The organism is Marisediminitalea oceani, from assembly GCF_003731635.1.
GTDB classification, from domain to species: Bacteria; Pseudomonadota; Gammaproteobacteria; order Enterobacterales; family Alteromonadaceae; genus Alteromonas; species Alteromonas oceani.
Genome location: NZ_RCUA01000020.1, coordinates 125,629 through 146,009, shown reverse-complemented (window position 1 = coordinate 146,009; position 20,381 = coordinate 125,629). Strand labels below are relative to the sequence as shown.

Sequence of the window (20,381 nt, the reverse complement as noted above, 5' to 3'; positions counted from 1 at the left end):
TTAATGCCACCGGTTTCTGCGTAATTTAGGAATACGCTTTTGCAATTGTTGCCACTCATATTGTGGCGAAAACTGTTTTATGACCCGCAGCAGCTCTGCTTGCCAGCCCGCTACATGTAGCTCTTCAGTTACCAGCGTGTTGGCCGTAGTCTGTTTAACCTGGCTGGAAGAGGATGATGCTAACACGGTATCCACGCCATAATTTTGCATTACGAGGGCCAGAATTCGGGTGTATTCGCGCTCTTTACTGTCAGATAGCGCGGTGACGATATAGTCCTTCAGCGCTTTACCCTTTTGCATAAAGCGGTCGGCCTGGTCGGGCTTTGCATAGGTAGCAGCAACGGCTAAAACGTGGACTTTGCGAAGGTCCTGAGCGCTCCATGTCTGGTTGGGATATTCCAGGATGTCAGGTTTTTCCAGATACGGATATTCGTTATCGGCCATCCAGTCTGCGTAGTGCAGCAGACACGCTTTGGCGTAATTAAAATCACTGTTTTCTGCGACGCATTGCTGCACCGTGAGGTACCGGCATAGGGCTTGAAAGAATACTGTGTAAAACCAACATTCTTCGACGTTGGTCAGGTCTCTTTCGCCATCAATATCATCATCAGGAGAGACGGTGTGGCGAATGATATGCGCCACTTTTTCCAGTAAGTGGGTATTGCCTGTAAGTTCATAGCTGTCGAGCAGGGCAACCATGTAATTGGCAGTGCCTCTGTCCAGCGGATAATAACCCGTACTGAACTGCTTTAAATCCTTTCGGTGTCGATTTTTGAATTGCAACAGTAAGCCGAAAAGCGTGCCATCACTTTCGTAAACCTGAGTTATCCAGCTGGCTAACCCGAGCACCGCTTTTTTAGCCTGCAGACAACCAGTAAGGAAATAATACAACTGCAGGCCGCTGGTATAGCAGTGCTGGCCCCCTGGTCCACCGCCGCCGGCATGGTCCTGATAAGCATCACTCTTATGATGTCTGGAATAAGTACGATGTGTGGCCGTTTCTGCGGGCAGGTAATGGTCGGTATGCCAGAATAAACCATTGTTATACTCTGGCTTGTCATGGTTACAGTGGTAAATGTCAATGTCGAGAATGTGCCTGGCCAGGTCGTCTGCGAGTTCCTTCCACTTTTCATCACCGCTTAACAGCCATTGCTTTAGAAAGCCGTATAACGGGTCGTACTGATTATTGTAATGGGATGGAAACAGTTCATCGCCCTGATGCTCTGCAGTTTCGTGATCAGCATAGAGATCGCCAAAGTTTCGCCAGCCATATTCATCGATACGCTCCCGTTTGGCGAAAAAGTTCTGTTCGCCAGTCTGTCCCAGATTTATCAGAGACTGTAGCGGATCCGAAGTCAGAGATTCAGAGAACCAGGGGATGACATTGCAGTGTGATATCCACTCAGGGTTGAGGCGGGCATTCGCTTTAACATAGCTATCTGACTTATCGCTAAAAGCCAGTTCGCAACAATGGGATTTTTGTTCGCCAGGTTGTAATTCAACCGGGTGGTTGGCTTCGGCTTTAAACAAGTGCCAGCATAATTGAGCTGAGTTGGCCGTGAAGGCTGTAGGAAAATTCTGCCAGAACTTTTGCGGCTCGATGCGTAGGCAGGTTTCATCCTGTTTCAGGCTGCCGGCAGGTGCAAGTCTCACCGGTTGTTCGGACTTTTCGCCATTAACGTCGATAACACTTAATGGGTTCGAAATGCTGAGCTTACGTTCATGATTAACATGTACCGGGCTGTCCCAGTGTTTACCGTTGCTGGAACGCTGCCATAGGATGCACTGGGTCTGAATGGGCTCTTCACCGGTAACTGATAAACTCTTTTCACTGAGGTGTGATGTACCTGATTCAGCTTTAATGAAAAAGGCTAGCTCTTCTATTAACAAGCTTTTTTGTTCGCCGAGGTCCCAGGTGCCTCCGGCATGTTCGGCCGGGTTTGGATTCAGAAGCGTGCTATGCAATTCACAGTAGCCGAAATGAGTAAAATATTTTAGCGTTACCGTAAATTCGAGAGGCAGAGTAACTGGCGACTGGCTGATAAGCTGATAATGCAGCGTTAGCTCAATAAAAGCCGCTTCGCCGCTGCTTTTGTTATCGTATGCTGGGGTGATATGCCAATCTGACAAGTTAACTTGCGGGGCATCATAAGGGGCTATGAAATGAGAATTTACGCCAAACTGAAATAACTTTCCGGCAACGGTGAGAGTGCCCGAGAACAGTTGGTCTGTATTGATTAGCCAGATGGTGTCTGCGCAATGAATTTCGACTTTGTTCTGTGTTGTAGTGATGTCAGGTGATTGCTGTTTACATTGACTGGTGATCTGCGGGGATTCACAAACTGTAAAGCCGGTTTTGTCCAACCCTTCGTTTTTCGTTTCCCCATGTACCTGAACCCATTTCAGGGAGTTATCCGGCCAGAATGCCTTAGGCACGACGGCAGCGCTGACTTCTTCTCCATCTTCACGACTGCATAGCAATTGCTGATGAGCGAAATAGCGGCCTTTGGGAAGTGGTACACCGACAGAAAACAATGCCCCTGAACTGTTGTCCTTAGCAGGCGTTTGTAGCGAAAAAAAGTTAGGTTCCAGCATGTGTCGGTATTTGTAGTTATTGTCGTTAATGGGGAGTCAAACTGAGTGTAACTGTACCGTTAAACTGCGCCACAGAGCAAACATTAATCTCGGATTACACGTATTGACTGCTATTTTTAGCGAAAGCGGCGAACAGTGGTTTTTATTATACTTAACAATCGCGTAAGCCAGGTTTTTTTGAACAGGTGAATGGCAGTTAAGGAATATTGCTCATTGGATAATGACCGCTTGTACTGACTGTCACCTCCCATAAAATCATAAATTTTAAACCCTTTGCCAGCAAAATAGGCGATTGCCAGAGTATGCATTATCAGACCCGGCTGAAAACGGTTGCTTTCTTCTGCATATTCAATAGCGGATAAGTAGAAATAGACAGTGTCGTGATTCAGCAGATTATAGGTATAGCCCAGACAAAGATCACCGGCATAAAATGCCAGCACTTCACAATGACAAGCATGCTGTTGCTCATTGGCCATGAGAGCTCTATGGAAGTCGACAAAAAAAGGATTATCAAAACCACTGCCTTCGCTGGTCTTCCCCCATTTGCGACGATGAAGTGACATCATATGAGATAATGTGCCGGGATCCGGTTGTGAACCAAGGGAACACTGGGATAGCTCACCATAACGCTGCTGCATGTACTTCATTGCTCTGCGGATTCGGCTTCGGCTGTTACTGGAACATTGCGACAGAAAAGCATTGTAATCGGAAAATGCGTCTGTGAGTTTAATTCGAAATGCGGGTATATCCATCACCTCAGCGCTGAACGCCGGGTGCTGCAGCCACTCTGCCGGTTTATCGGTTATTTCGAGGATCCACTTCTGCTGTGACTGAGTTTGACACCAATCCAGTAAGCATCTGATAGCCTCCTGACGATACTCAGGGAGTGCCAGTATATCGTTGTACTCTATCCAGATTTGATCCTGCTTTGCTTCACCGGTTTTATTAAACCAGCCTGAGCCGAAAGGTTCTTTGGGTAATCGGTAACTGGTGGTAGATAAAAAGATGCTGCTTACTATTCGATCATTATCCCTACAGGTTAACCACAAGGGGCGCGTTTCGCATCGTTCGAGCCAGGGCCTGAGCCAGAATTGACTCAGAAATAATGGTACCGCTGGGCTCGCATTTTCCAGTGAGGTGAGTGTTGAACTCACTTCATCCAGCGTGTAGTTATCCCTTACTTCAAGAGTCAGCACTGTAAAAACGCCAGGGCTATTTCTGCGCGTCAAGACGGCTTTTCAGTTCCTTATGTAAGGATAGCTGTAATGGCGTAGCAGGGCGTATCCTTGACAACATTGAGCGCGCCTGGGTTAACTCGTCATTAAGGAGCAGGGCTTCAACGTTATGTAACTGTATCTCTTTGTTATTGGGAGCTTTACCTAAAGCTCGCTCAACGAATGCCTGGCCTTCCTGTACCTTACCTTGTTTAAGTAATACGTAACCATAGGTATCCAGTGCATAGGGCGAGTCTGGAGCAATTTCAATAACCCTTTTGGCAACCTCTGCAGCTTTAGTTAAGTCGCCAGCCTGAGTATAAACTGATGCCAGGTTGTTGAGTGATGCAAAGTCGTCTGGCTTTTGTGCTAAAACCTGTTTGTATAACTCAATTGATGCATCATACATCCCGTAGGAAGAGGCATACTCTGCACTAATCAGTTTAAACACCAGTGTATCGTTTTCTTTCGCAGCTTCTGTTTGCAGGTATTCAAGACCTTTATCAGCCTGTCCCAAACCCGCATGCGCCAGTGCCAGCAACCGGGCAACCGCAAAACCCGGATTGGTTTCGTAGTATGCAGACAGTAATGAAACGGCATCGCTAAAACGTTTTTCGTTTAATGCCAACAATCCTTTGGTATGAGTCAGGTTTACCAGTTCGCTGCTGTCTTCAGAGAGCAGCTCGATAGCCCGTTTGGATTGGGCAAACCTGCCGGTTGATGCTGCAAGGTGAGCTTCGACAAGAATCAGTCGCTCGTCTCTGGGGAGATATCGGCGTGCATTCTGTGTCGCTTCTAAAGCACCGTCAAAGTTATTCGCCATTTGGTAAGTCGCAATTAAACGATACCAACTATTGCTATCAGTAGGAAACTTCTGTGTCCAGTCACGATAGGTTTCGAGCGCTTTGTCGAAGTTTTTAACAGAAACATATGCGTCGCCCAGCGCCTGGTACACACCAAAACTTTGCGGTTCCGTAACCCCTTTTAATAAGTTAATCGCTTTTTCTGGTTGTTTGGCGCGCGAGTAAATAAGGGCTAACGCTGAATTGGCAGCATCTGACTCCGGAAACTTAGCAATCCGTTGTTTAAGAAAGCTTTCCAATTCTTCTTCCTGACCCATCGCAATTTTAATGTTTACAACGTCAATCAGGTTTTGCAGATTGTTGGGCGTTAGGTCGAGTAACTTCTCGCCATATTCGATGGCTTTATCAAAGTTATCCCAGCGCGCTTCACCAATCATCAGGTAACGTATGGCTCCTGCATTATCCGGATCTCTTTTAACCAGTTTGGTAAAATGTGTTATCGCTTGCTTTTCGTTGTTGTCGCGGAGGTAAATAATACCTCTTAGCAACTCTCCGTTGAGCTCGTTCAGCTCAGCCCATTCGTCGGCAACCGCTAGCGCTGCTTTCAACCCTTCTTCTTCATACTTTGCCTGGGCTAATAAAATCCATGCCTCGCTGAGATCCGGTGCCAGCTCCAGAGCTCGCGCCAGAGAGTCCGCGGCGCCTGGTTTATCCTCATCAAGTAAAATGTAACCCTCTCTTAACAAGCCTACAGGATTATTAGGGTCGAGCTCTTTTGCTTTACTAAGCAATGACTCTGTCTCTGCGTCTTCACCTTGTTGAAGCTTTTGCAGTGCTGCCAGACTGTAAATTTCAGCGCCCTGACCAGGCTCAATGTTGAGATCGTCGAGACTTCCGGCAACCTCGTCAACATAACCTAGCTCCAGTTTCACCTGTGCGAGCATTCGGTGTGTCGGGTGGGCTGGGGGGAGTGTTGTCGCAGCGGTAGATAGCAATCTTAAAGCGCTTTCCAGCCGACTTGTATAATAAGCACTGGTGCCGGCTATAAAGCTTGCTAAGGCAGGCTTGGCGTTATGTTGTAAGGCCTTGTTTGCCAGATTGTAAGCCTGCTCGTACTCGTTCTGGTAAAAATATACTAATGATTTTAAATAGTTGGCATGCCCACTATTTGGGTTTAATGCCAAAAGCTTACTAATTTCTTCATCTGCGCGTTTGAGTTGTTTATCTTCTATAAGCTGCTCGGCGAGCAAAAATCGGGCAACATGATAAGTCGGGTAAATTTCAAGGGCTTTAGAATTGGCTATTATAGCTTCAACATGGTTCCCCATTAGTGACTCGATCATACCTTTAAGAAGCAACTTCTCAAAAGGCTCTATTTCGGGACTGATAAACTGCTCTGTAATATTTTTTGCCACCTGTGGTTTACCAGATTCAAGGGTTTGGTAAGCCTGAGCAATTAATAAATCTTCCCGCTGCAGACGCTTGGTTGGTATAACCGGGTTTTGCTCGCCAGCCTTTAATTTAGCCAGATATTCAAACAAAGCGATCGTACTGACGACTTGAGAGTCATTTATCTCAGGCGCTTTTTCAAGTTCGTTCAACACCCGTAAAAAGTCGTTTTGATAGAATATAGCCTTAATGAACAAAGGATAGGTCTGAAGCTTGTTGTAACCTAACTCAAGTGAGCGACGTAGCTCTTTTTCTGCTTCTTCCCACAGCCCTTGCTGAAATTCCAGTAGCCCCAACTGAAATCGCGCTTCCGCATTATTGGGTTCTGTGACAACTGCATTTTTCAGTTCTACAATGGCTGCAATCTCTTCACCTTCCAGGACGAGACGTTTTGCATCTGCGATTTGTTGCTCTGCAGTTTTCTGTGAACAAGCGGTTAATACTAATGCACAAAGTAGTGCTGTGGCCCGTTTCATTTGCATCCATTCCTTATGGCTTATACCTCATACTGCAAGCAAAGATACCAGTTTGGTTTGGTTCTGACTATACCTCTTAAGACTGATTACTGTGAATCGTATTTGCCAGGCGATAAAATGTTATTGGGATCCATAGCATTCTTTAATACCTTAATGGTTTGCCAGTACGCTGATGATTTATCGATTTGTTGTTGTTCGTGAATGGGCAGCCGGTAAGGAACAAAGCCGTTCTTACACCCCTCAGTTATTAGCTCATGCAAACAGTTGAGTGCTCTGGTTTCCTCACTACTGTCACTTTTATCAAACACCAGAGGAACCGTCGAATCGATACAATCGTGTTTTAAATTAGTAAAGGTGATTAACGGGTCCAGCTCATACTTCAGCATGGTCGAGCGTACAAATGACACAAACTGTTTTAAGGAATTAGGGTCCATGGGGATTAGCGGTGCGTACCAAAGTAAACCACAGTTTTCGCTGGCTGGATCCAGCGGGCGGGACTTGTCGCCTTTAGAGGACTTATTTCTCCAGTAGGGAAGGGGCAGCGCTACCTGGTTTGGCTCGCCAAGCATTATATCTACGCCCTCTTTGAGGGAAGTTAGCTGGCCTTTTACGTCTTTAAAGGCAGGAATAAAATTCAAAGGCAGACGGACGAACTGACGAGCAAATTTGAGTAATATAGAATCAGAAAAAAGAATTCGTCCCAGTTTTTTGCCCTTTTGCTTTATATATTTTTTAACGAAATTGACGACTGGTTGTTCGCCGTATATCGAGCCAACGATCATCCATTCAGGGAGCCGTTTGGAAGCTGCAAGCTTGTTTACCTGTTCATCTGATAACGGCTCGATGGGATTGTTTTCGACGTTTGGGTTTTCACAGGTCATAGAGACCAGGCGACGTTTGTCCATCAAATTGATAGAGCCGACCATGCCGCTCTGGGACTCAAGTAAATCCCGGATAAAAGAAACTGCCTCAGAAAAGTTATCTTCCTCAAAGATCTGAATGTAAAAGGCACAAAAAGACGAAGGTTTTTTAGCCAGCCTTAGCGTCATTTCTGTAACCACGCCAAGATTACTTTGCGTAAATAAACCGTCAATATATGGGCCCAGACCCCATTTGAAGGTTTTATCGATAAAGTCATTGCCACTTTGATCCAACGCCGAGACTGCAGAAGATAGCTTTTGTTCACACAAATCAGGGTGCGGGAGATAGGCTTTCACTGCATTGCAAGCATAAAAATGATCTGTGTAAGGCGTAATGCCATAGCCCCTTTCCAAAGCGTTACTGAGTAAGCTGCATGAAGGACCTGCACCGGTAACTGGTACCATGTGGGGCCAGTTATGCTCTACCAGGTAGTCGTGAAGCTGTTGCTGGGTAACACCCGGACCGATAGTTATTAGACCCAGCTCTTTATTTGTTGGTGTGATAGCGTTTAGTGCAGACAGGTCCAGGAGATAAACCGGCTCTTTGTCTACCAGAATCGAGCCATATCCCCAGTTATTGTTAGTACTAACCGGATGCAGTTTAATTCCTACGGAGTTTGCCAGCGAAAGTAACTGCGGAATCGCTGATTCCTGCAGTACCTGGATTGCCCCGGAAAATTGCTGTGGTTTACCAAATGTGTTGATACCATATTGGCTCACGGCCTCCTCTGAAGCTATCAGCCTGGCGATGCTTGGTTGACAAATAAGCGATAATTGGTTGTGGATATCCATATAAGTTCTGGTTGTTTTGAAGTGTATTTATATGCCTAAACTATAGCGTGAAAACACAAGAAAGCCGACATATAGCCGGCTTTCTTGTTGAATTGGTTTTGGTTGATTATCTTTTTCGAGACCTGCGGACTGCGACCATTACAGTACCAAATAGCAAAATAAGGGTAGCCCCGGGAGCACTTACCGGTATCTCCCGTGTACTCAGACCTATGACAATATTGTCAAACTCTCCTGCAATGTCACTGGTATTGATTACCAGGGTGTCAAATTGTTCTGCAATCGAAAAGGCAATATTGACGTAAGCATTGGAGTCCGGACTGGTTTGATCACCTGAGCTACCGCCTAACTGCGAAAGTAGTGCAGAACCTGTGATTGACGAAACCAACGATCCTCCAGAATAAAAATAAAAGTCATTGTAAACATCCACCGAGCCCCAGTAAAAGCCAAGATAAGTAATGCCTAATTGGGTTGAGGAGCCATACAGAGTACTGTAGTAATCAAGCAGGTTTGTGTAGTCAAACGAAATAGTGGCCGTGCCTTGGCCATTATTAGTTGCATAGCCATAACAGGTGGTATCGTTTGCCGGTGCCGCCGCTACATTGGTTACCGAACCTTTACGGACGGCAATCTCTGAACTATTGGCTGTAACATCGATACCAATAGGACCATTATTAAGACTGTTTACAGCACACTCATTTTCAAATCCGGATACAGTGTAGTCTGTAGAACCCGGATAGAGAGGATCGCCAGTGGCGATATCAAAAGTTTCAATAAAGTAGTCTGACAGCCCGCCGTTTATGGGATCCATAAAGGTGCTGGTTAGCCCGGAACCATCTGAGGCGTTTGCGCCACCAAAGCTGATCGATGCTGCTGTAGATTGATTAGAAACACTAAAAACCAGTACGACACTGAATAAAAGGGATTTAGTGACTACGGGAAAACGTTTCATAAAGTCGCTCCTTGATTAATGTCACCAACAATCGGAGCAATGCATTTTCTAGACCAATAAAAAAATACTTAAAAATTCATCGGGTTAAAAAATGGTCAATTAAATGAAAGTTATAAGTGTAAAAAAAGTCGGCACTTTGGCCGACTTTTTTAGAGGTAACTTTCTCTTTCGTTTATTTCTTTAAACGAGATCTCAGACCAAGAGCAACCAGGCCAAAAGCGAACAGTGCAAGTCCAGTTGGAGCTGGAACAGGGATTTCACGAGAGCTCAGACCGATAACGATGTTATCAAACTCACCGGCTACGCCAGAAGCATTGATTACCAGAGTGTCGAATTGTTCTGCAATAGAGAACTCAATTTCAACATAAGTGTTTGAGCTTGGCGCTTGTTGGTCACCAGAAGAACCACCAAACTGATTAAGCAGGCTCACACCAGAGATCTCAGTTACTAATGAACCACCAGAATAGAACTCGAAATCATTGTAAGTATCTACTGAACCCCAGTAGAAACCTAAGTAAGTAATACCTAACTGAATACCATCATCAGCCAGATCACTGAAGTAGTTGAGCAGATTAGTATAATCAAACTCTACGGTCGCAGTGCCTGAACCGTTATTTGATAAGTAACCGTAGCAGGTATCATCATTTGCAGGCGCTGCGGCTGTGTTATTTACTGTGCCCTGACGAACGCCAATTTCACCAGCGTTACCATTAACAGTAATACCAATATCGCTATCGTTAACACTGTTTACTGCACACTCGTCTTCAAAACCAGAAACTGTGTAATCAGTAGAACCAGGGAAACCAGGGACACCAGTGCCCGCGTCGAAAGTTTCAATGAAGTAATCTGGCAGACCACCGTTGATTGGGTCAATGTACTGACTGGTTAAACCAGAGCCATCAGATGCCGCTACACCATTGTTAAAATTAATTGTTGCTGCGTTAGACACACCAGCAAAGCTTAAGCCGATTACTGCACTTAAAGACAAAGCTTTAGTGAATTTAGAAAATTTGTTCATATTACTGTCCTCTGTACTAAGAAAGTTACCACGATAAAGGTAATGCATGCGCTGTGCCAAAGATGAAAAGTCTATTTTTATCAGTAGTTTGTGTGTTTTTGGCTGGGTGTGGTAAGTACGTTGTGTAAAATTTTTTGACATGGTTTTTTTGTTCATTAGCCGTTCGCTTTCAACTGTTAAGAAATTGAACGGCTTATGCAAATACCTAGCTATTTTCTTTCATCTGCTTGTTTACCTGAACCTGTATATCGCGGAGCATATACTTAAAGCTTGGAGCGAGGTCACGGAGTAGAATTTCTGCATTGATATAATACGGCGCGCGCTGGCCATGATACTCAATCGTTGGTCCAATCTTAATATATTTAATTCCAAGAAACCGCATGCTTCTGGCTAGACGAGGCTCCATCATTACAAAAGCGTGCTGAATCCCCTGGGTTAGTGCTAGCGAGGCGGCAGAAAGATAAAGTCCGATAGCTATAAACGGAAAGCACCGTAGTTCTGCCTCGGAATAAGTCGATTCGTTAATTGCACCAGTGGCTGCACCTGCAAACTTATCCATAGCCCGTCGTCTGAAATGAGCTGGCACGGCTAGCCGCGATATTTCACAGATTTCATTGCGATCAAAGTGGTTTGGTGTAAATTCGTCATGAGATATGGAATGCAGGCAATACTTTTCCAATGGCAAAAGCTGTCCTTCCTCACGAGGGGTGACTAACCTGACAGTACCTGCGTAAGCGTCGGACCCAATGTGTTTAATAAGGCAATACTGAGAAAACGCATCAAACTCATCCATTTCCATTTGATCGGATTTTAGCGGTTCGAAGCCCAGCTCTTCGCAATATACGTTATGGCGAATCTTATAGACTTCCTTTTTTAGTTCGTCGGCATTCGCCACCACGGGCGTTAAAAAGGTGGAAAAATGCTTTGAGATCGCCGTAGCCTCACGCAAGCGCTGGTAAGACTGCCATAGCTTGGAAATTTTCGCGCTCGTACTTTTAAACACCGTTACCTCTTCCGTCCGGGCTTGTTATAAGCTTCATATTTCGTATATAGATGCAATGCATCTAATATCCCTGATTTTCCTTAATAATAGCACTAAAATTATACACTCAACGCTATTTAGACTAATTACTATGTCACCTTATCGGCCAGTCTCCAGTTTCATAAAGCAAACCGATATATTCATATAATGCTCTCTCCGTATGATAGATACTAGCAATAGACGGAATATTCAATGTTACTTCGTATGTTGGCGGGCTCAGATGTTCAACCGGCACTGGGACAAGATGGTGAAATCCAATCTGCCGGGCCTGATACACTAATCTGCGCATGTGCGTTGCTGAAGTCACTACTGCGATGGGAACATCTCCGGTAAGGTTAAACAATGCTTGTAGCTCCTGCTCTGTATTAAAGCCTGCGGGCAAGGCCGTGACAGGAGCCGAGATCAGGGGAGATAGAAATGCTCTGGCCCTCTCTGCATAGGATATGTCTTTATCCTCTAAAAAATGACCTCCGGTAACAATAACCGGTTTGTTTTTGTACACAGACATTATGGCAGTCTGGGTTAAGCGGGTTAACGAACACTGATGCCAGTTACTGGCCTCGGGTAAATCGTTGCCATAATAATAACAGCCAGGAGTGAAAATATACTCCACATGATGCCAGGCTTTATCTGATTTTTTTACTGGGGGGTAGGCATATTCCAATGGTGCAAGTAACCAATTACTGAATGTATACTGACTGGCAAGCAGCAACCATGTAAAACCACTAATAAATATCAGATAAGTATATCTGGATAACTTATTAGAATAATGGCAAGCCAGGGCGGCTAACAGCAGAACGAAAAAGAGAACGACTGGCGAGATGAGTTGTTTAACAATAAATTTTAATGTGTCTACATCCACAATTATCGTTCCCTGATTAACAGAACGTTATAGTCAATGATCTAAAAGCGAGTTGCAATGAAGAATATCTGTCTGTTTTTATTATTTATCTTTTTGTCAACCACCCTTGAGGCAAATCAGTCTATGGTGGAGGTGATAAAAAAAGTGAAACCATCTGTAGTCGGGGTAGGCATAACAACGCCAATGAACTCGCCGGCGAATCAATTACAGGGGACGGGATTCGTCATTGGAAACGGCCATTATATAGCTACTAATTATCACGTAGTATCAGCGTCCCTGGATCCGGACGTAGTGCAGTATCGTTCTATTTATGCCGGTAATGCTAAAAATACCAAAACTTTCCGTGCCGAGGTTGTTGATGTCGATCCTGTCCATGATCTGGCTATCCTGAAAATAGATACAAAGTTGCCCCCTTTGAAAGTAGCTCCCGATGAATTTGTGCCAGAGGGCACTCACATTGCCTTCACTGGATTTCCTATTGGTGCGGTTTTAGGATTGTATCCTGCTTCTCATCGAGGCATGGTTGCTGCGATAACCCCCGATGCAATTCCTGCTCGTCGTTCTGATCAGCTTTCTATTAACATGCTCGATAGATTACAAAAGGTTTTTCTAATCTATCAGTTGGATGCGACTGCCTATCCGGGAAATAGCGGTAGCCCGATGTACCTTAGCGACTCTGGAGTAGTCGTTGGCGTTATAAACAAAGTATTTGTGGCAGAGACCAAAGAGTCTGTACTGAGCAAACCGTCTGGAATTTCATACGCTGTTCCGGTTATACATTTGCGAAAGCTGGCAGCAAAGTCTAATATAGCGCTCTAGTGAGAGGGCGCCTGGATTGTTACTGTCGGTAATTTTTACAAAGAGACAGTAATCAGTACCCTGAAATAATAAAAAGCATTTATCATCAAAGTGTTAAATAGTTGGCATGATTTATTCATGATGCTTTAAAATTGGTCTGCACATGTTAGTAGGCAGCTTTTCAATGGAAGACAAAGGTTATCAGTATGGGTATTGAACAAAATCAATCATCAGTGACAAAACGTCGTCAGTTTATAAAAAAAGCCGGTGCTGGTGTGGCGGTATCGTCACTTCCCATGAAATCAGTTTGGGGTGCATGTTCAGTATCTGGTGTAATGTCGGGTAACTTATCACAAACAGGTGGCGGTACAGGTGATACATGTGGAACTGTGCAAATGCCTAGTGGAGGGCGTTCACCTGGTTCATGGTTTCAGGGGAATACGTGGACACCAGGAAGTAATGGTGACGCTCCTGCTTCTATCTTTCCGCAGTTAAAAGTAGGTGTGCCAGATGGTGACGATTGTCTGTTGGAAGCCCGAATTGAGGAAATGCGTACGATAATCAATCAGTTTGTGGCAGACACCGAACTGACGTTAACCGAAGCCGCTGCGCAATATATTTATGATTCTGATAGCTCTTACGACACTAGCCCAACATTATTTGCTGCTTTGGAAGGTACAGGCGTACCGAACAGCAGAAAGAGCATTCTGCGCCATACAGCTATCGTTTATATGAACGTTTACTTTGGCTTGTATAACGGCGTCACGTTACCGCTGAACCATAGTGCAGCTCAGGAGACGGCTGAAATTGTTATGGCTCAACTGGTTCAAATTAAGCAAAATGGTGGTGCGGAATTAACTGATTCTCAGTTGGGTTACACCGATGGTCATAGCCAGATTATTCAATCTACATTTGAATTTGAGTTTAGCGACGTATTCAGCGCCTCTTGCCCAACTACCTGAACTGGGTAAGCCATGGAAGGGCAAGTAGTCAGGCTCTCGGAAAACGTCCATTGTCGCTCTTTCAGCGATATGTCCGGGTTGGTTTTTTTTTCAGCCCGGACATGTGATACCTTCTTTGTTCACCAATCTTTAAAACGCGCTGTTAACTTAGTTGAAGCATCCGATGAAATGTCAGTCGATGAATTCATTGACCATTTTCATGATGGGCAACTGGCCATAGTTAATGAGCTCGAAGCACGGGGTTTATTGGTACGCGTGTGAAGCCATTTTTTATCAATATGGGCCTGTTCCAGGCGAAACTAAACGACTATCCATCTTCAATAAGCCCTGCTCTCAATCAAATTTACGGTGACTGTCAGCCAAAAGAAATGTCTGATTTCACAGTAAGCCTTGCTCCGGGTAGCATTGTCCGTAAATATCTTCGGCCGCAAATAGTATTCGAAAGTAATACGCAAATTCCATTTAAACCCTTACCCTTTTCCCAGGCCTATGCGCTGCTGGAGTGGGGGCTTAACTGGTGTCTGGCCACGCATGACTTCAACCACCTGCTGCTGCATTCAGCGGTCCTGGTAAAGAACAATAAAGCGGTGTTATTTCCGGCACTCCCTGGTTCGGGAAAAAGTACCTTATCCTGCTGGCTCGCTATTAATGGCTGGAAGCTCTACTCTGATGAAATGGCAGTCATCAATACCGATTCACTTACCGCAGAGCCACTTTACCGGCCGGCGTGTATTAAAAACCGTTCTATTGAATTGGTAAGAGGCTGGAAGCCCGACGCGACCATTACCAGGGTATGCAGTGATACGGCGAAAGGTGATGTAGCTCATGCTAAGTTCCAGACCTGGGCGGACTATTCCCGCTTACAGCCTGTCGAAATAGCGGGGATAGTATTTCCCAAGTACGACGGCAACTTGTCAGAAGAGCAATACTACACCATCGCTGAATCGCAGGTGTTTGAAGAATTATGCCAGCATGCTTTTAATTATCATGTATTAGGCTATCAGGCCTTCGATACGGTTTGGCGCTTGATTGATAAAGTTAAGGTTTTTGAAGTGCACTATAGTAACCTCGACTTTATGGATGAATTCTTGTTGGATGAGGTCGTAGGGCATGGCGAATAAATTCAGCTTTGAAAACCTTGTTCAAGCGATTAATTCGCCTGAGCGGCTTACCCATCTCTCACTACAAGAGTGGGAATCCCTGTTATTTGTGCTGAAAACTTCACGTCTAGAGGCTTATTTAGCCTTTGTTTTGCGTGACTCAGAAGCGTGGGACAGTATTCCAGAGCAGGTCCGGGCTCATCTGAGCGCCGCCATGGTTTATGCCCAGCGACAAAATGACCAGGTGTTCCATGAAGGACAGGAAATTCATGATTTGTTAATAGAACGGGGTGTGACACCGGTTTTCCTGAAAGGGGCGGCATATATTGTTGCGGCAACAAACAACGCACAGGGCCGGTTATGCTCGGATATTGATTTGTTGGTTAAAGAGGGGGATTTGGCAACCAGTGAAACGACACTGCTGAATAACTTCTGGTATCACAAAACTATCACGGAGTACGACGATAAGTATTATCGTGAATATGCTCACGAAATTCCGCCTCTCTACCATCTCACCCGAGGAACGGTGCTCGATCTACACCACAATCTGTTCTTGCCTATTAGTGGCAAGGCTCCGCCGCTGGAACAGTTTTGGCAGGGAGTGCAGCTTCAGGAGTGCGGGCTGTATACACTGGAACCTGCTGCAATGTTTATGCATAGCATTATTCACCTGATGCTAAATGAAGAAGTCGTTTATGGTTTCCGCGACATGGTGGATTTAAAGTGCCTGGCTCAACAGTATGATAGTGACGCGTTCTGGCAGCGGGTTGAGCAGTTGGCCGCTGAGAGTCATTTCGAGACAGAGTTAAAAGTAGTAGTGACTCTGCTAAATACCTGGTTTGGCAGTACTTATCCGGTTAAGCCTCCTGAGGGAAGGTTAAAGCGCGGTAAGCTGCAACTGTTGGTACGAATTTATAAATACGCTTTGATACCGGAACATCCTGCATTACACTCTGTACGCTCGGGTCTTGCCAGGTTTGTTGTTTTTGTGCGCGGTCATAGTATGAAAATGCCACTCAAAGTATTGCTTAAGCATTTTTCCATTAAACTATGGCTGGGCGTATATAACTGGCTTCGGGGTGACTCCACGGCAGATGCAAAGCCGGTCGATTTAGGCGCCGCCTTCAAGCGATAAGTCGAAACTTACTATCAAGCGGAGAATTACATGAAAGTTTTAGTCACCGGCGCTGCCGGGTTTATTGGTTCAGCGGTAAGCCGATACCTGGCCCAACGTGGAGATGATGTTGTCGGAATCGACAATATCAATGACTATTACGACGTTAATCTGAAGTATGGCCGCCTAAGTCAGCTAGATTCTGCCGAATTCGCCGGTAGTTTTCGCTTCCAGAAAATGGGTGTCGAAGAACGCGATGTGTGTGCGGAACTGTTTGCCTGTGAGAAGTTTGACCGCGTAGTACATCTTGCCGCCCAGGCTGGTGTGCGTTATTCCATCGAAAATCCTAATGCTTATGTTGATGCCAACCTGGTTGGCTTTATGAATATACTCGAGGGTTGCCGGCATAATCAGGTGGAGCACTTGGTTTATGCATCTTCCAGTTCTGTATATGGTGCGAATGAAACCATGCCATTTTCAGAACAGCATAATGTTGATCACCCGGTAAGTCTTTATGCCGCCAGCAAAAAAGCCAATGAATTGATGGCTCACACCTACAGTCACCTGTATGGTCTGCCTACCACTGGTCTGCGCTTCTTTACCGTTTACGGACCCTGGGGCAGACCGGATATGGCTCTGTTTAAATTTACCAAAGCCATACTGGCCGGTGAAACTATTCAGGTTTACAACTACGGTAACCACCGCCGTGATTTCACTTACATCGATGACATTGTGGAAGGCGTTATCCGAACGCTGGACCGCCCCGCCCAGGCCGATGAAAGCTGGCAGGGTACTACACCTAACCCGGCTACCAGTAAGGCGCCATGGAGGGTGTATAATATCGGTGCACAAAATCCGGTGAATCTGCTTAACTTCATTGAAACTCTGGAAAAGGCGCTGGGAATGACCGCCAATAAAGAGTTACTGCCCATGCAACCAGGCGATGTTCCCGACACCTATGCCGATGTGGAAAGCCTGGTGAAAGATACCGGATACCGTCCATCGATTGGCATTGAACATGGGATTGGCGAATTCGTTAAATGGTATCGTGAATATTATAAGGTGTGAGCCGGGCGAAAAGTATTAGCCGGTGCCCGGCCGAGACGTATTGAGTTTGCTGAGTTTGACCGGTAAGAAGTTCATCGCCGTTTCATAGCCTTGTTTATACAAAGATAGTTTGTCTTCACAAGACATATCAAAATCTACCGATGAAGCGGCACCGGTATTAATCACCAGAGTATTGTGCCAGTGTTCTGCGTGGACGTATTCACGCGACAGCGCAGTCATAAAGGTGCGAATAAGCATGCCTATGTACTGCGGTAACATAAACCGGCGTTTAGGATTAAACGGCTGTTCACGGGCTTCGCTACGAAGTCGGAAACAGATGTTCGGGGTACCATCCTGCTGCCAGTCCCTGAATAGCGCATCTTCAGATAATATCGCACCATCCACCAGTAAGTGTTGCTCATATACCGTGTAACTGAATAAAAGCGGAATAGACATTGAGCAGCGCACGGCATGTGAAACCTTCATATTCGGGCTGGTTTCCTTGCTGAATATTACTGGCCCGCCACCATTAACGTCAGTGGCCAGAATATGCAGCGGGATGGGCGCTTCAGAAAAGGTCATGCCATCGAGTTGCTGATCCATCCATTGCTCAAATTTAATCCCGGATGACAGGCCACCATGGCGCAATAATCTGAGGATTGAAAAGTCGCGGAATTGTCTGAAGTCGGTATTTACAGCCAGATCGTATAACGCTTTATTCGACATCCCGTAGCTGTGCAATGAAGCCACAATAGAGCCTCCGGAAATCCCGACTAATGAATTAAAATTTACTTCTAATTCCTGCAATGCTTTGAGGATACCAATGTGGGCAAGTAGTCGGGTACCACCACCTGAGAAAATGGGCACGATTTGTTGTGTTGCCATAGTGTCTTAAAAAAATTTCCGATGTTATTAGCATATACCAATTTACTAATAACGCTGGATTTTTAACCTTCTTTCAGGAATGAAATAAACCTGCCCAGGGCTATTCACTGGCTTGAAATAAAAAAGCAGGCCTCAGGCCTGCTTTACAGATAAGGAGGGGGGAATGCTTAACGGTTTCGCAGTGCCGCTTTCATTTCCTTGCGCTTTTGATGCAATAAAGGCTCGGTGTAACCACTGGGCTGTTCCTTACCCTTAAAGATCAATTCACTGGCCGCCTGGAAGCCGATTGAATTGGCGGTATCCGGGGTCATTGCAATGTATTCCGGATCGTTAGCATTTTGTTCATCAACCAGTTTGGCCATGCGTTCCAGCGAGGCTTTTACCATCTCTTCAGAGATAATGCCATGAGCCAGCCAGTTAGCAAGATGCTGACTGGAAATACGCAGCGTCGCGCGGTCTTCCATTAAACCGACATCATTGATATCCGGTACTTTGGAGCAACCAACGCCCTGGTGAACCCAGCGTACTACATAGCCTAGTATGCCCTGAACGTTGTTGTCTACTTCGCGCTGGATCTGCTCTGCGGTAAGTGATGAAGGATCCTCGAGTAACGGCAGGGTGATGATGTCATCAATCCCGTCAAAGCGCTCACTTGCCAGCTCTTTTTGCAGGCCAAATACATCAACCTGATGGTAGTGAAGCGCATGCAAGGTAGCAGCAGTAGGCGAGGGCACCCAGGCCGTATTTGCGCCTGACTTCGGATGGCCAATCTTCGCTTCCATCATCTGCGCCATTTGATCCGGAATCGGCCACATGCCTTTACCAATCTGAGCTTTGCCAGATAAGCCGCAGGCCAGGCCGGTGCTTACGTTAGCTTTCTCGTAAGCCTGGATCCATTTCATGGCTTTCAGGCTGGCTTTATCGGCGAAGGGCCCTGCCAGCATTGAGGTATGAATTTCATCACCGGTGCGATCAAGGAAGCCGGTATTAATGAAAACTGTGCGTTGTTTGGCTGCAGCAATACACGCTTTCAGGTTAACGCTGGTGCGGCGCTCTTCGTCCATGATACCCATTTTAAGGGTAAAAGGCTCTAGACCAACCACTTCCTCAATGCGGCCAAACAGCGCGTTGCTGAAAGCAACTTCGTCAGGGCCATGCATTTTGGGCTTAACAATATAGATACTGCCAGTACGGGTATTTTTAAAGGTGCTGTTACCTAACAGGTCATGCTTGGCAATCAGTGAGGTGATTACCCCATCCATAATACCTTCCGGAACTTCCTCACCGTCGAACAAAATGGCGTCGTTGGTCATCAGATGCCCAACATTGCGCACAAACATCAGACTACGGCCCGACAAAGTTAAACTAGCGCCGGTTGGCGAGATGTATTCCCGGTCCGGATTCATTTTACGTTCAAAGGTTTTATCGCCTTTTTGCATCTCGATGCTCAGCGTGCCTTTCATCAGCCCCAGCCAGTTTGAATAGACCAGGGTTTTATCTTCAGCATCTACCGCGGCAACAGAGTCTTCACAGTCCATAATGGTGGTTAGGGCTGCTTCAACCAGAATGTCCTTAACACCCGCCGGGTCGGTTTTGCCAATAGGATGCGAATCGTCAATCTGGATCTCAAAATGTAAGCCGTTGTGCACAAATAACAGTGCTGTAGGTGCATCAGCATTGCCCTGATAGCCTTGCCACTGGCTGTTGTCTGCCAGCGTGGAAACAGAACCGTCAGATAATTTTACAGCTATGTTATTGCCATCTATGGCGTAGCCAACGGCCTGTTGATGACTGCCGGTAGATAATGGCAGCATGGTGTTGAGCCATTCCCGGGCAGTCTGAATGACTTTCTCACCACGTACCGGATTAAACGTTTTGCTGATTTCAGCTCCGCCGTCGGTGCTGATCACATCAGTACCATACAGGGCATCATACAAGCTGCCCCAGCGGGCGTTTGCCGCATTAAGTGCATAGCGGGCATTGTTAATGGGAACCACTAACTGCGGACCAGCCATGGTAGCCATTTCGGCGTCCACGTTATCGGTTTCAATGGAGAAGTCTTCAGGCTCTGGCTGTAAATAGCCAATTTCCTGTAAAAACATTTTGTACTGCGCGCCGGTAGGTGAATTGCCCGCTTTATGATAATCATCAATTTTGGCTTGCAGCTCGTCACGTGTGTTCAGCAAAGCTTTGTTCTGCCCGACAAACTCAGCCAGAATGGCCTCGAAGCCCTGCCAGAAGCCAGTTTCCTCAACGCCGGAGCCAGGTAATGCTTGCTCATTGATAAACTTGTCTAAAATCGTCGCAACCTGCATTCGGCCGCGCTGAATATAATCCTGCATAGAAGTCCCCTGT

Annotated in this window: 15 protein-coding genes; 5 read left to right on the top strand and 10 right to left on the bottom strand. The window is 45.9% G+C overall.

The annotated features are described in order from the left end of the window. The 8 genes from D9T21_RS07425 to D9T21_RS07390 form a co-directional block, all read right to left on the bottom strand. Nucleotides 1-2,595, bottom strand: coding sequence for an RIFT barrel domain-containing protein (locus D9T21_RS07425; RefSeq protein WP_123324398.1), 2,595 nt, complete (start codon nt 2,593-2,595; stop codon nt 1-3). A gap of 116 nt (nt 2,596-2,711) precedes the next feature. Then, the gene (locus D9T21_RS07420) at nt 2,712-3,791 is read right to left on the bottom strand and encodes a GNAT family N-acetyltransferase (protein WP_123324397.1); all 1,080 of its coding nucleotides are present in this window, start codon (nt 3,789-3,791) and stop codon (nt 2,712-2,714) included. A gap of 16 nt (nt 3,792-3,807) precedes the next feature. After that, a complete protein-coding gene (prsT, locus tag D9T21_RS07415; RefSeq protein WP_164464605.1) occupies nt 3,808-6,537 on the bottom strand; it encodes an XrtA/PEP-CTERM system TPR-repeat protein PrsT in 2,730 nt (909 codons plus the stop codon). An 86-nt stretch (nt 6,538-6,623) separates the two neighbouring features. Then, the gene (locus D9T21_RS07410; RefSeq protein WP_241155656.1) at nt 6,624-8,177 is read right to left on the bottom strand and encodes an FAD-binding protein; all 1,554 of its coding nucleotides are present in this window, start codon (nt 8,175-8,177) and stop codon (nt 6,624-6,626) included. 178 nt (nt 8,178-8,355) lie between these two features. Continuing rightward, nucleotides 8,356-9,198 (bottom strand): Npun_F0296 family exosortase-dependent surface protein, encoded by an 843-nt coding sequence (locus D9T21_RS07405; protein WP_123324394.1) that lies wholly within the window; start codon nt 9,196-9,198, stop codon nt 8,356-8,358. 172 nt (nt 9,199-9,370) lie between these two features. Beyond that, on the bottom strand, nt 9,371-10,372 hold the full coding sequence (locus D9T21_RS07400; protein WP_241155655.1) for an Npun_F0296 family exosortase-dependent surface protein: 1,002 nt from the start codon (nt 10,370-10,372) through the stop codon (nt 9,371-9,373). 49 nt (nt 10,373-10,421) lie between these two features. Further along, complete coding sequence (locus D9T21_RS07395; protein ID WP_123324393.1) at nt 10,422-11,219, bottom strand: PEP-CTERM/exosortase system-associated acyltransferase; 798 nt, start codon at nt 11,217-11,219, stop codon at nt 10,422-10,424. Between the two features lie 133 nt (nt 11,220-11,352). Further along, on the bottom strand, nt 11,353-12,120 hold the full coding sequence (locus tag D9T21_RS07390; protein ID WP_123324392.1) for a YdcF family protein: 768 nt from the start codon (nt 12,118-12,120) through the stop codon (nt 11,353-11,355). Nucleotides 12,121-12,177: 57 nt separating this feature from the next. Between D9T21_RS07390 and D9T21_RS07385 the strand changes: the two genes are divergently transcribed. The 5 genes from D9T21_RS07385 (at nt 12,178) to D9T21_RS07360 (ending at nt 17,162) form a co-directional block, all read left to right on the top strand. Next, nucleotides 12,178-12,939 carry a S1 family peptidase gene (locus tag D9T21_RS07385; protein WP_164464604.1) on the top strand — a complete coding sequence of 254 codons (762 nt, stop codon included), beginning with the start codon at nt 12,178-12,180 and terminating at the stop codon, nt 12,937-12,939. Between the two features lie 185 nt (nt 12,940-13,124). Next, entirely contained in the window at nt 13,125-13,880 is a 756-nt protein-coding gene (locus tag D9T21_RS07380) for a hypothetical protein (RefSeq protein ID WP_123324391.1), read from the top strand. A 257-nt stretch (nt 13,881-14,137) separates the two neighbouring features. Then, nucleotides 14,138-15,001 (top strand): HprK-related kinase A, encoded by an 864-nt coding sequence (locus D9T21_RS07370; protein WP_241155654.1) that lies wholly within the window; start codon nt 14,138-14,140, stop codon nt 14,999-15,001. Then, entirely contained in the window at nt 14,991-16,115 is a 1,125-nt protein-coding gene (locus D9T21_RS07365) for a nucleotidyltransferase domain-containing protein (RefSeq protein WP_123324389.1), read from the top strand. Before D9T21_RS07370 ends, D9T21_RS07365 begins: the two co-directional genes overlap by 11 nt. A gap of 30 nt (nt 16,116-16,145) precedes the next feature. After that, nucleotides 16,146-17,162 (top strand): NAD-dependent epimerase, encoded by a 1,017-nt coding sequence (locus D9T21_RS07360; protein WP_123324388.1) that lies wholly within the window; start codon nt 16,146-16,148, stop codon nt 17,160-17,162. A 15-nt stretch (nt 17,163-17,177) separates the two neighbouring features. Here D9T21_RS07360 and D9T21_RS07355 read toward each other — a convergent pair whose 3' ends face one another. Beyond that, entirely contained in the window at nt 17,178-18,026 is an 849-nt protein-coding gene (locus D9T21_RS07355; protein WP_123324387.1) for a patatin-like phospholipase family protein, read from the bottom strand. Between the two features lie 167 nt (nt 18,027-18,193). Further along, on the bottom strand, nt 18,194-20,368 hold the full coding sequence (locus D9T21_RS07350; RefSeq protein WP_123324386.1) for a malate synthase G: 2,175 nt from the start codon (nt 20,366-20,368) through the stop codon (nt 18,194-18,196). Nucleotides 20,369-20,381: the final 13 nt, after the last annotated feature.